This window comes from Nonomuraea sp. NPDC049158, from assembly GCF_040648335.1.
Taxonomy (GTDB): Bacteria; Actinomycetota; Actinomycetes; order Streptosporangiales; family Streptosporangiaceae; genus Nonomuraea.
In genome coordinates this window covers 104356-116396 of sequence record NZ_JBEZDM010000011.1, presented here as the reverse complement: position 1 = coordinate 116396, position 12041 = coordinate 104356, and the positions used below count along the sequence as shown (strand labels likewise).

Annotated in this window: 13 protein-coding genes; 4 read left to right on the top strand and 9 right to left on the bottom strand. The window is 68.4% G+C overall.

What is annotated here, in order from left to right:
- Positions 1-8: 8 nt before the first annotated feature.
- From AB0B61_RS24545 to tdh, 4 genes are read right to left on the bottom strand one after another with little or no spacing between them, the layout of a single operon-like run.
- Complete coding sequence (locus tag AB0B61_RS24545; protein ID WP_358435905.1) at positions 9-1169, bottom strand: MFS transporter; 1161 nt, start codon at positions 1167-1169, stop codon at positions 9-11.
- Between the two features lie 16 nt (positions 1170-1185).
- Positions 1186-2100: a LysR family transcriptional regulator gene (locus tag AB0B61_RS24540; RefSeq protein ID WP_358435902.1), complete on the bottom strand. Its 915-nt coding sequence runs from the start codon at positions 2098-2100 to the stop codon at positions 1186-1188.
- Positions 2101-2120: 20 nt separating this feature from the next.
- Entirely contained in the window at positions 2121-3302 is a 1182-nt protein-coding gene (locus AB0B61_RS24535; RefSeq protein WP_225300789.1) for a glycine C-acetyltransferase, read from the bottom strand.
- Positions 3302-4330 carry an L-threonine 3-dehydrogenase gene (gene tdh, locus AB0B61_RS24530; protein WP_358435899.1) on the bottom strand — a complete coding sequence of 343 codons (1029 nt, stop codon included), beginning with the start codon at positions 4328-4330 and terminating at the stop codon, positions 3302-3304. The genes AB0B61_RS24535 and tdh overlap by 1 nt, the downstream gene beginning before the upstream one ends.
- Before the next feature lie 263 nt (positions 4331-4593).
- On the opposite strand from tdh, the gene AB0B61_RS24525 reads away from it, so the two are divergent.
- The 3 genes from AB0B61_RS24525 to AB0B61_RS24515 are packed head-to-tail and all read left to right on the top strand — an operon-like array spanning position 4594 to position 6965.
- Positions 4594-5787 carry a Gfo/Idh/MocA family oxidoreductase gene (locus tag AB0B61_RS24525; RefSeq protein ID WP_358435897.1) on the top strand — a complete coding sequence of 398 codons (1194 nt, stop codon included), beginning with the start codon at positions 4594-4596 and terminating at the stop codon, positions 5785-5787.
- 30 nt (positions 5788-5817) lie between these two features.
- The gene (locus tag AB0B61_RS24520) at positions 5818-6405 is read left to right on the top strand and encodes an RNA polymerase sigma factor (RefSeq protein ID WP_358435894.1); all 588 of its coding nucleotides are present in this window, start codon (positions 5818-5820) and stop codon (positions 6403-6405) included.
- Positions 6402-6965 carry a hypothetical protein gene (locus AB0B61_RS24515; RefSeq protein ID WP_358435891.1) on the top strand — a complete coding sequence of 188 codons (564 nt, stop codon included), beginning with the start codon at positions 6402-6404 and terminating at the stop codon, positions 6963-6965. The genes AB0B61_RS24520 and AB0B61_RS24515 overlap by 4 nt, the downstream gene beginning before the upstream one ends.
- Positions 6966-7049: 84 nt before the next feature.
- On the opposite strand, the gene AB0B61_RS24510 is transcribed toward AB0B61_RS24515, so the two are convergent.
- From AB0B61_RS24510 to AB0B61_RS24495, 4 genes are all read right to left on the bottom strand, one after another.
- Complete coding sequence (locus AB0B61_RS24510) at positions 7050-7187, bottom strand: hypothetical protein (protein ID WP_358435889.1); 138 nt, start codon at positions 7185-7187, stop codon at positions 7050-7052.
- A 581-nt stretch (positions 7188-7768) separates the two neighbouring features.
- Entirely contained in the window at positions 7769-8467 is a 699-nt protein-coding gene (locus AB0B61_RS24505; RefSeq protein ID WP_358435887.1) for an SDR family oxidoreductase, read from the bottom strand.
- Positions 8468-8707: 240 nt separating this feature from the next.
- Complete coding sequence (locus AB0B61_RS24500; RefSeq protein ID WP_358435884.1) at positions 8708-8986, bottom strand: alpha/beta hydrolase; 279 nt, start codon at positions 8984-8986, stop codon at positions 8708-8710.
- 127 nt (positions 8987-9113) lie between these two features.
- Positions 9114-10115, bottom strand: coding sequence for an NADP-dependent oxidoreductase (locus AB0B61_RS24495; RefSeq protein ID WP_358435881.1), 1002 nt, complete (start codon positions 10113-10115; stop codon positions 9114-9116).
- A gap of 378 nt (positions 10116-10493) precedes the next feature.
- Here AB0B61_RS24495 and AB0B61_RS24490 point away from each other — a divergent pair, with 378 nt between their 5' ends.
- Positions 10494-11081 carry a TetR/AcrR family transcriptional regulator gene (locus tag AB0B61_RS24490; protein WP_358435878.1) on the top strand — a complete coding sequence of 196 codons (588 nt, stop codon included), beginning with the start codon at positions 10494-10496 and terminating at the stop codon, positions 11079-11081.
- Between the two features lie 532 nt (positions 11082-11613).
- Here AB0B61_RS24490 and AB0B61_RS24485 read toward each other — a convergent pair.
- On the bottom strand, positions 11614-11808 hold the full coding sequence (locus tag AB0B61_RS24485) for a hypothetical protein (protein ID WP_358435875.1): 195 nt from the start codon (positions 11806-11808) through the stop codon (positions 11614-11616).
- Between the last annotated feature and the right edge of the window lie 233 nt (positions 11809-12041).

Below are 12041 nucleotides of genomic sequence, written 5' to 3'. Positions count from 1 at the left end.
CGAACCGGTCAGGGGCGGCCGATGGGTCCGAGGAGGAGGCTCGACAGGAGCGCGGCCAGGCAGGCGAAGCCGGCGGCCACCAGAAACGGTAACGACGGCCCGAACTGCTGCCCCACAAACCCCGCCACCCCCGCCCCCGCCGCGGCCCCCATGCTCGCCGCCGTCGACACCCACCCGAACGCCTCCGCCTGCGCCCCCGGCGCGAACTCGTCCACCAGCAGGGACGCGGTCGTCAGCGCGGGGTTCAGCATGAGACCCCCGGCGAAGAGCACCACCCAGAACACCGGCAGCGAAGACACCAGAACCAGCGGCGCCAACGCGAGACCGAAGACCAGGGTCAGCCCGAACAGCCTGCGGGCGGGCGCGGCGGTCCACCGGCGGGCGCCGTAGACGGCCGCTCCCGTGACGCCGCCCAGCGCCAGAGCCGCCACCAGCAGGCCCGTCGCGGCCGGAATGCCCCGGGCCGCCGCGAGAGCGGGCACGCCGACGTCCAGCGCCCCTATGCCCCCGCCGAGCAGGACGACCACACCGAGCAGCAGTCGCATGCCGACATGCCGGAACACCCGGCCCCGGCCCGCCGACAGCGAGGGGCCGGTGACCCGCAGCGCCCGCGAGAAGGCCAGCGTGCCGGCCCCCGCGGCGGCGGCCACCACGCCCAGCCCCACTGACGCCGACACCAGCGCGATCAGCAGCCCGAACAGCAGCGGACCGGTGAGGATGGCCAGCTCCTGCACCAGGTACACCAGGCTGTAGGCGGCGGTACGTCCCTCCGCGGCCATCCGGGTGCCCCACTCGATGCGCATCGTCACCGAGATCGGCGGCAGCCCGGCGCCCGCCGTCCAGGCCAGCGCCACGATCGTCCACCCCGGCCAGCCGGACCCCGCGCCGACCACCAGCGCGATCAGGGCCGTGACGTGCGCTGACGCGCTGACGGCCAGTACTCCGCGCGCCCCCCGCCGGTCGATGAGGCGCCCCTGGACCGGCCGGGCCATTCCCGCGCCGATGCCTAACGCCGCCGCGGCCAGCCCCGCCAGTACGAGCGACCCGCTCGACGCCTGCACCACCAGGACGATCCCCACCGGCGCGACCTGCTGGGTGAGCTGGGCCAGGAACCCGAGCACGGCCTGTGCCGCCACTCCCGGCAGCCCGAATAACTTCCGGTACGGCACACCTGGTCCCACAGTGTCACCCGCTTCCGAGGGAGCCGGCGATCGTGTGCAGGGTGTCGAGCAAGGGGCGGAGGAGAGGGTGGGTCTCGGCGCCACGGCGTACGGCCGCGAAGACGCGTCGTTCGGGCCCCGGCGTACGGCGTACCGCCACCCCGGGCAGCACCATGTCACGCAGCGCCAGCCTGGGCACGAGCGCCACCCCCGCACCGGCTCCCACCAGTGCCACCACGGCGCGGAAGTCGTCGGAGCAGTGCGCGAAGTCCGGCGAGAAACCGGCCTGCTCGCAGGCGAACGTGATCACGTCGTGGACCGGATTGCCGGGATAGGGGCCGATCCACGTCTCGCCGACGAGATCGCCGAGCCCGACCGAGGGGGCGCCGGTGCTCGCCAGGGGGTGGTCCTGCGGGAGGACCAGGTCGAATGGCTCCGCGTACAGGGCGGAGCGGTGCAGGCGGGGATCGGCCGCGTCGGGGGCGCCTCGGTATTCGACCGCGATGGCCAGGTCGGCCCGGTCGTCGAGCAGCATGGACAGGCTGTGGTCGCCCTCGGCGTCGAGCACCCGTACGCGCAGCCCCGGGGAGCCGGCGCGCAGGGCCGTGATGGCGGGGGAGAGCACGGCGCTGATCGCGGTGGCGAAGCAGGCGACGGTCACCTCGCCCGCCGCGCCCGTGGTGTAGGCGGCGACCTCGGCCTCGGCGCGTTCGAGCTGCGCGAGCACCTCGTTGGCGTGGGACAGCATGATCTGGCCGACGGCGGTCAGGCGCACGCCGCGCGCGTCGCGGGTGAACAGCCGGTGGCCCACCTCGTGTTCCAGCGCCAGGAGCTGCTGGGAAACGGCCGACGGGGTGAGGTGCAAGGCGGCGGCCGCGGCGGTGACCGTGCCGTGGTCGGCCACCGCGCGCAGCGTACGCAGCCGCCGCGTGTCTATCACGCAGCGAGAATACTCAGCGCCTATACCGGGTGCGGTGTGCGGGCCTTGATGAAGGCGTCGACCGCGCGGTCCACGTCCTCGGCCGAGTGGGCCGCCGACAGCTGGACCCGGATCCGGGCCTGGCCGTGGGGTACGACCGGGTAGGAGAAGCCGATCACGTACACGCCGAGCTCCAGCAGCCGCTCGGCCATGGCCCCGGCCTCGGCGGCGTCGCCGATCATCACCGGGGTGATCGGATGGTCGCCGGGCAGGATGTCGAACCCGGCCTCGGCCATCTTGGCGCGGAAGCGGGCGGTGTTGGCGCGCAGTTGCTCGCGCGCCTCGCTGGAGGTCTCCAGCAGGTCGAGGATGCGCAGCGAGGCCGAGGCGATGACCGGGGCGAGCGAGTTGGAGAACAGGTACGGGCGGGAGCGCTGGCGCAGCAGCTCGCAGATCTCCTTGCGCGCCGCGACGTAGCCGCCGCTGGCCCCGCCGAGCGCCTTGCCCAGAGTGCCGGTGATGATGTCCACCCGGTCGGTGACGCCGTGCAGCTCGGGCGTGCCGCGTCCGGTCGGCCCGACGAAGCCCACGGCGTGGGAGTCGTCGACCATGACCATCGCGTCGTAGCGTTCGGCCAGGTCGCAGATGTCGGCCAGCGGCGCCAGGTAGCCGTCCATGGAGAACACGCCGTCGGTCACGATCAGCCGCCGCCGCGCGTCGGAGGCCTCCTTCAGCCTGGCCTCCAGCTCGGCCATGTCGCGGTTGGCGTAGCGGTAGCGCCGGGCCTTCGACAGCCGGATGCCGTCGATGATGCTCGCGTGGTTCAGGGCGTCGGAGATCACCGCGTCCTGCGCGTCGAGCAGCGTCTCGAAGACGCCGCCGTTCGCGTCGAAGCACGAGCTGTAGAGGACGGAGTCCTCCTGGCCGAGGAAGTGTGAAAGGCGGCCTTCGAGCTCCTTGTGCACTTCCTGGGTGCCGCAGATGAACCGTACCGAGGCCATCCCGAAGCCCCAGCGGTCGAGCGCCTCCTTGGCGGCGGCGACCACCTCGGGGTGGTCGGCCAGGCCGAGGTAGTTGTTGGCGCAGAAGTTCAGCACCTGTCGCCCGGCCACGCCCACCTGCGAGCTCTGCGGCGTGGTGATCACCCGCTCGGGCTTGTGCAGCCCCGCCTCGGTGATCTCGTCGAGCGTCGCACGCAGCTGATCGCGTACGTTCGTGAACATCAAGCGCTCCAATCCAGGATGACTTTGCCCGTGCGGCCGCTGGCGGCCGTGTCGAAGGCGGCGTCGAACTCGCCGTACGGGTAGCGGTCGGTGATCACCGGAGACAGGTCGAGGCCCTTCTCCAGCAGCACCGACATGTTGTACCAGGTCTCGAACATCTCGCGGCCGTAGATGCCCTTGATGGTGAGCATCGAGGTCACCACCGTGGCCCAGTCGATGGCGAACTCCTCGGCGGGCAGCCCGAGCATCGCGATCTTCCCGCCGTGCGTCATGTTCGCGATCATGTCGCGGACGGCCCGCGGGTTCCCGGACATCTCCAGCCCGACGTCGAAGCCCTCGCGCATGCCGAGCCGCGTGATGCCGTCGGCGATCGAGGTCCGCGCGACGTTCAGGGCCAGGGAGACGCCGACCTTGCCGGCCAGGTTCAGGCGTTCCTCGCTGACGTCGGTGATCACCACGTTGCGCGCGCCCACGTGCGTGGCCACCGCCGCCGCCATCAGCCCGATCGGGCCCGCGCCCGTGATCAGCACGTCCTCGCCGACCAGCGGAAACGACAGTGCGGTGTGTACGGCGTTGCCGAACGGATCGAAGATGGCCGCCACGTCGGGGTGGACCGGCACCCGGTGCACCCACACGTTGGAGGCGGGCAGCGTGACGTATTCGGCGAAGGCGCCGTCCCGGTTGACGCCGAGCCCGATGGTGTTGCGGCACAGATGGCGGCGCCCGGCCATGCAGTTGCGGCACTTGCCGCAGACGATGTGCCCCTCGCCGCTCACCAGGTCGCCGACGGAGATGTCCTCGACGCCGGGTGCGACCTCGACCACGTGCCCGGAAAACTCATGCCCCACGATCAGCGGAAGCTTCAGAGTTTGCCGCGCCCAATCGTCATATTTCCGGATGTGGAGGTCGGTGCCGCAGATGCCGGTACGCAGCACCCGGATCAGCACCTCGCCCGGCCCCGGTGTGGGCTCCGGCACGTCGGCCAGCCGCAATCCGGGCTCGGCTCGATCCTTGACCAGCGCTTTCATCGCTCCAACTCTCCCCTGTGTCCCCGAACCTAACGCACTGTGCCCGCTCTCTGAGGGAGGTGTCCATCGAGGGATTCTTAAGTGCCCCCACAGCTCCCCTTCACGCCCGCCCTCACACCACCTTCGGGGCCGCCCTCACGCCCGTCCTCAGGCGCCCGCCTTCAGACCCGCCCTCACGCCCGCCTTCGTGCCACGAATGGCGTGCCCGATGTCGCACTATTCGCGGTGGTTATTTGCATAAACGAGCGCTAGCCTCTCAAGACGTGGACATCGTCACTGGAGTGGAAGACCTGCGCATCGGAGTCATCGGCCTCGGCCTGCGCGCGAACCTGGCCCGCTACGCCCACCGGCCGGGTCAGGGCTCGGTCGTGACCGCGCTCTGCGACTCCGACCCGGCGGTGCTCAAGAGCCAGGCCGGGCGCTTCGCCGCGAAGTTCCTGACCGAGGACTACCGCCGCCTGCTCGACCGCGACGACCTCGACGCGGTCATCGTCCTGACGCCCGACGACACGCACGAGCGCGTCGCGATCGACTGCCTGGAGGCCGGCAAGGCCGTCTACCTGGAGAAGCCGCTGGCCATCACCGTGGAGGGCGGCGACAACATCCTGCGCGCGGCGCGGCGTACCGGAACCCGGCTGTACGTGGGGCACAACATGCGCCACATGGGCGTGGTCCGGCTGATGCGCGACATCATCCAGCAGGGCGTCATCGGCGAGCCGAAGACGGTCTGGGTGCGCCACTTCGTCTCGTATGGCGGCGACTACTACTTCAAGGACTGGCACGCCGACCGCACCCGTACCACTGGCCTGCTCCTGCAGAAGGCCGCGCACGACCTCGACGTGATCCACTGGCTGGCCGGCGGCTACACGACCCGCGTGAACGCCCTCGGCGACCTCATGCTCTACGGCGACCTGCCGCGCCGCGAGCCGGGCACGCCCAGGCCGGAGGGCTGGCTGAGCGAGTACGAGTGGCCGCCCACCAGCCGGGCCGACCTCAACCACGTCGTCGATGTCGAGGACGTGTCGGTGATGAACATGCGCCTCGACAACGGCGTCATCGCCGCCTACCAGCAGTGCCACTTCACCCCCGACTACGTACGCAACTACACGGTCATCGGCACGGAGGGCCGGCTGGAGAACTTCGGCGACGGCCCCGGTGACACGGTCAAGGTCTGGAACACCGGGCCGTCGGGCTACCGGGGCGACGGCGACATCGCGTACCGGGTGCCCGACGCCACCGGCTCGCACGGTGGCGCCGACGCGGAAATCATGCGGGAGTTCTGCGGGTTCGTCCGGGACGGCGGGGTCACCGACACCTCTCCAGTGGCCGCGCGGATGAGCGTCGCCGCCGGTTACATGGCCACGATGTCGCTGCGCGACGGAGGCATGCCGTACGACGTCCCGCCGCTCGACCCGGACCTGGCGGCGTACTTCGACCGGGGACAGTTGGAACTCTGACGCGCGGGCGGACAGTCCCTCTATGTGGATATGTCGACACGTGCCCTGATACGCGCCGGGGACAAGGCGGCCTTCGCGCAGCTCTTCGACGACTACGCGAAGGCCGTGTACAACCATGCCTTCCGCCTGACCGCGAACTGGTCCGCGGCCGAGGACGTGATGGCGCTGACCTATCTCGAAGCCTGGAGGTTACGCGGCCGGATCGACCCCGAGGGCGGCTCGCTGCGGCCATGGCTGCTCGGCATCGCCACCAACGTGGCCCGCAACGCCCGCCGGGCCGCCCGCAGGCACGACGACGCGCTGGCCAGGATGCCCAGAGGCGAGAGCGTGCCGGACTTCGCCGACGAGATCGTGGGCCGGATCGACGATGCGGGGCGGCTGGCCGCCGTCCGCGCGGCCTATGACTCGCTGCGCCGCCAGGAGCAGGACGTGTTCGCGCTCTGCGTCTGGTCCGGGCTCGGCTACGCGGAGGCGGCCGAGGCGCTCGGCGTCCCCGTGGGCACCGTACGATCCCGGCTGTCGCGAGCGCGCCAGAAACTTGGCCAACTCGCGGAACCACCACCCGCGCCGCGACAGGTAGTAGGTGACCAAGGCCCCACAAAGGAGGAGATCCGATGAGCTGGCCATACGACCGCGATCTTCCCGAGGGCCGTCACCGACTGCTCAAGGAGTTCGTGATGACCGAGATCGACAAGCCGAAGCGGCGCCTGCTGCGGCCCATCGTCCTGGCGCCCGCGCTGGGCCTGGCCGCGGCGGCGGCCGTGGCGATCCCGCTGCTGTTCGGCGGCACCCCCGCGTACGCCATATCCGACAACCCCGATGGCACCGTCCACATCCAGATCAACGAGGTGAAGGACGCCGACAAGCTCCAGGCGGACCTGCGGGACAAGGGGATCAACGTGGTGGTGAACTACATCCCCCGGGGCAAGAAGTGCAGCCCCCAGCCCCGTGCCGCGCATTTCCTGCCGAAGGAGACGGGACTCGTGGTCTGGCCGCCGCAGGAGGAGGGTTACACCATCGACCCGAGCGTCATCAAGGAGGGACAGACCGGAGTGCTGGAGTTCAGCGTCAGCGAGGGCAACGGCAAAGTCGTGGCGGGCATCTGGGCGCGCGTCGCCGAGGGCCCGGTCGCCGACTGCACGCTGGTCGACACCACGGACGCGCCGCTGTCGCACTGAGCCCGCGAGGACGGCAGGCCGCCTGGACGGGGGCGCCTGCCGTACACCGTCATTGGGGATAGGCGGCCGTTCGCGGCAGGCGAGTCATTCGGGGTAGGCGGTGCTGAGGGTCAGCTCCCTCCACTCGTCGAAGTCGGTGCGGGGTCTGTCGAGTTTGGCTTTCGCGACATTCAGGGCATCCGCTCCCAGAAGCAGCCGCAGGGGCGGGTTCTCCGACCGCACCACGGTGAGGATGGCCTCGGCGGCCCGCTTGGGGTCGCCGGGCTGGCTCCCGTACGTGCCCAGGGTGTCCTCCCGGCGCTTGCCGGCGGTCTCGGAGTAGTCTTCGATGCGGTTCCCCGACTGCCACGCATCGAGGGCCCTGACCAGTTCGTACGGGGCCCTCCGGGCGGGCCTCCAGGTGCCATCCGCGCCCAGTGGTGGGCAGGTTCTGCTCGGACATGAGGATCAAGTCCCTTCGATGAGCAATGGTCATGACGTGGACCAACGCAACGGCTTCTCGCCGGCGTGGGTGGGGTAGCCGGTGTAGCCGGCTTCACCGGCGCCGCAGAAGGTGGCGGGGCGGGGTGTTCAGAGGCGCGCCGGACGCGCTCGACCAGGCCAAGGGTTGGCCGACGCCATCGCGCCGACGCCATCGCGCCGACGCCATCGCGCCGACGTGATGAGGTCGGGTCGAGTTTCTTCGATGTCCTTGGCGCGGGCGCGATGTCGGTGCTGATCCGGTTGAGGGCCCAGCGTGGTCGGCCACTGTCCTGGAGGTGGCGAGGAGTTCGTGGACGCAGGTGCTCGACGTGGACTGATCCTCAGGCCAACTGCGGGTAGAGCGCTGTGACGCCTGCGGCCAGCGCGGCCTGCGCCTGGCGGCTGGCGTCGTCCGCGAGGATTTCGTAGGCGCCGGCGGCGATGCCGTCGACGGCGATCCGGGCGATGTCGGCGGGGTCGGACTTGTCCCCGGTGACCGTCCGTGCCATGTCGGTGTCCATGTAGCCGACGTGCAGGCCGGCCACACGGATGCCCTGGTCGGCGAGCTGCACGCGCAGGGCGTTGGTGAGCGACCACTGCGCGGACTTGGCGGCGCAGTAGGCGCCGATCTCCGGGAAACTCACCCAGGACAGGCCGGACAGGATGTTCAGGATCGCGCCGCCGCCGTTGGCCGCGATCTGGGGTACGAAGCCGCGTACCACCGAGAGAGTGCCGAAATAGTGGGTGTCCATCTCCAGGCGGATGTCGTCCGGATCGCCGGTGAGCAGGTCGCTGCCGGTGGCTGAGCCAGCGTTGTTGATCAGGACCGTCACATCGCCTGTGGTCTGGGCAGCGGCCGCCACGGAGGCGGGGTCGGTGATGTCGAGCGCGATCGGCGTGGCGCCCGGCAGGTCGACCTGGCCGGGGTTGCGGGCACCGGCGTAGACGGAGGCGCCGCGGCTGAGCAACTCGGCAGCGAGCGCACGGCCAAACCCCCGGTTGGCTCCGGTGACAAGAACGGTGCTGGTGGACAAGTCCATGGAAAGCTCCTGGTGAAATGAGAAAGGCGCGTTGCATCGCATCTGTTGGGCCGGCCGGGGTTCCGTGTCAGGCCGCGGGGTCAGGTGGCCCGGGCCGATTCCGTGGGCGGCAGGGTGGTGATCAGTACGTAGGGGGCTGTTGGTCATCGAAGGGCAAGATCCCCATCGATTGGTGTCGGCGTTCGGCCCGGAGTGCCAGGTCGGCGAAGGTCGGTGAGGGTGGCGGTGGCGTAGGCGAGGTCAGGTGGCGAGGAAGTGGGTCACCTCAGTGGCGAACTTTCTGGCGTGCTGGAACAGAAAGGCGTGACCGGCGTCGTTGTAGAGAATGAGGGTGGCCGAGTCGAGGTGCTGGACCGCGACGTAGGAAGCGTGTGCGGGGAGCATCACGTCGTGCACGCCGTTGGCGTAGCGGACGGGGTGCTTGATGGCTTCCAGTTCTGCTCGCGCCTGGTCGAAGGGGCGCTCCAGGAGCTTGGCCACCGCGGTGAGCAGGCCCTTGTCGCCGCAGACCGACCTCAATCGCCACCCCAAGCTCCGGGCGGCGCTCAAGACCGTCGCCCGGTACGTCGACGACCACGCTGCCCGAGCGCCACTTTGCCGGCCGTCGTGAAACTGACGCAAACCTCCAGAGCCCGCGATCGGGGGTTCATCTCACCTTGACGACGACCTTGCCTTTTGCGCGCCCCGTTTCGAGGTAAGCCATGGCCTCTTTGGTTGATTCGAACGGAAAGACCTGATCCACGACTGGGCGTATACTCCCCGATTCGATGAGAGAACTGATCTCGCGCAGCTGATCGCCGCTTGCTTTCATGAAGAGAAACGAATAGCTGACGTGATGACGTTTTGCCGCTCTCCTGGCTTGATAGCTCAAGGCGCGCATCACCGGCCGCAAGATCCACGGCGATCCGACCTCTTTCGCGAAATCGGGATCAGGTGGGCCTGAGATCGAGATGAGCTTGCCGCCGGGCTTCAGCACTCGTAGAGATTTCTTGAGAGTCTCGTTGTCCAGGCTATGCAAAACCACATCATAGCCATGCAGGATTTTTTCGAAGTCGTCTTTCCTGTAATCGATCACGACATCTGCGCCGAGGCGCTTCACCAGATCGATGTTCGCCGTGCTGGTCGTTGTAGCCACGATTGCGCCGACATTCTTGGCCAACTGGATGGCGAACGTTCCTACACCGCCGGAACCCGCTTGGATGAAAATTTTCTGTCCTTTCCTCAGCTTCGCTGTTTCAACCAATGCCTGCCAGGCGGTCAAGCCGACCAGCGGGATGGAGGCTGCTTCTTCCATGGTGAGGCGTGCTGGCTTCAGCGCCAGATCGTCTTCTTTTATCGAGATGAGTTCAGCGAAAGCACCGATTCGATCTTGACCTGGCCGCGCGTATACTTCGTCGCCGGGCTTGAATCGCCGCACGCGAGACCCGGCCCGGACAACGACGCCGGCCACATCATTGCCCAGAACGACCGGCAGATGATAGGGCAGAATGAGCTTGAACTCTCCGTCCCTGATTTTGGCATCGAGAAGGTTCACGCCCGCGGCGTGGATCTGGACCAGTACATCGTTCTCCCGCACCTCCGGGTCCGGCATTACGCCCGCCCGCAACTTTTCGTTGTTTCCGTAACGTTCGAGGATGAATGCTTTCATGATGCTTTCTCTCCTTGATTTCTTGCCAAGTGAGAATGAAAGGAGGCGGCCGACTCGATGTCGCACAACCGGGTCGGCATGGTGTTCCTGTGCCGCCGCCCAAGCCGGGCACACTCGCCCAGGGGTCTACGGCGGGCTGGGGGGTCTGTCACGCTCTCAAGGAGCTGCGCGAACTGCTGTGCCTGGCGGCTTACTCCCATGGTGACGCTCCTGCTCAGTGCTGCGCACGCTGCTCGTGCGCCATCTTTAGATTATGACCATACGACCATAAGATGAGACGTCGTCCAGACGCAAGGGTCTCGCCGGATTTAGATTATGATCGTACGATGATGGCGTGTGGCGAGGGCAGGTGGGCCCTCCCCGCAGGAGGAGGAGCGCATGGTTCGGTACAGCCAGGAGCACAAGCGGGCGACGAGGCAGCGGATCATCGAGACGGCCGGCCGCCGGCTCAAAAAAGACGGCATCGACGGCTCCGGAGTCGCCACGCTCATGGCGGACGCGGGACTGACCAACGGCGCCTTCTATGCCCACTTCGCCTCCAAGGAAGACCTGGTCGCCACCACCGTCGCCGACCAGCTCCGCGAACAGCGCGAAAACCTCGGCGCGGTGACGCCCGGACGCGCCGGAGTCGAGCAAATCGTGCGTGCGTACCTGTCGCCCGAGCACCGCGACAACCCCGGCGAAGGCTGCCCATCGGCCGCCCTGCTCGACGAGATCGGCCGCTGCACGGACGCGACCAGGCAGGCCTACACCGACGGCGTGCTGGCCATCATCGACGACTTAACCGCGCGTCTGGCGCCGCACGATCCGCAGTCGGCACGCGTCAAGGCGCTCACCGTCTACGCCGGAATGATCGGCACACTGCAACTCTCCCGCGCCCTGGCCGACCGGCAACTCGCCGACGCCGTCCTCGAGCAAGGCATCCACAACGCCCTCACGCTGCTGGACGCCATACAACGGAGCTGACGTCCCGCATCACCAGACTGTGACACCCTTGCGGAACCGCTGGAGCCCGCCCCATCGGGTCGCTCCCGGCCCCGGACTGCAGAAATTTCCACGGGCACGCCGCTGACCTGCAGCGATGGGCAGGACATCGCATTCAAAGCTACCCAGCCCTTTGCGCTTGGCTTCGGCGGGGTCAATCCCCTCGCGGTCTGCGGCGCGGCCCGACGCCACGCGGTGAGACGAGATCATCACTCAGCGGACCCGCATCGGGGGCTCTTCGGCCAGGTCCGCGACCTGGGAGTCGAGTGGACCGAGGAAGCCATCCAGCGCGTCACCACCGAAACCTCCACCCTCAAGCAACGGGTCCGCCAGCGACAACCTCGACGAACGTCTCCAGGCCGCGCGCTCCAACCTACGCTTCCAAGACCGCCGCGTCGCCGATCTTGAAGCACAACTCACTCACCCGCAACAGGCACCCTGACGGCACCCGCCCTTGCACGCTCGGCCCCGCTCGCCAAGCCGAGACACTGTTGGCGAATTGATCAAAGGCTCGCTACGAGGGAATCGGCTCACTCTCCGGGCTGCCATCGGACCTCACCTCGGTGCTGACGCCGGCGAGCATCGCGACCTCTTCCCGGCGCATCCCGGGTGTTCGGCGGAGCCCGGCCGCGGGCATCCCGTGCGATTCGGGCCGGGCCAGTTCCCGCCGCGCTCGGAGGAACCCACCCAGACGGTTGGCACTGTCCATATTTCGAGGTTAGGCGCTGGTCGGAACGCCAGGGGGGACCTGCCACTCCCAGGCTGCTCGGTGCGGAGTTGGGGTTCCTGGCTTGGAAAAGCCGTTCTAACTGTGCAACACTGTTGCACAGTTAGAACATGGTTGGGCGAGGAAGGCATCAACACAACGAGATCAACGCGGCCTTCAAGAGGCTGCGCAAGATCCAGACGTTGACCGTGGTCGAAGACCACAACGGGCATCGC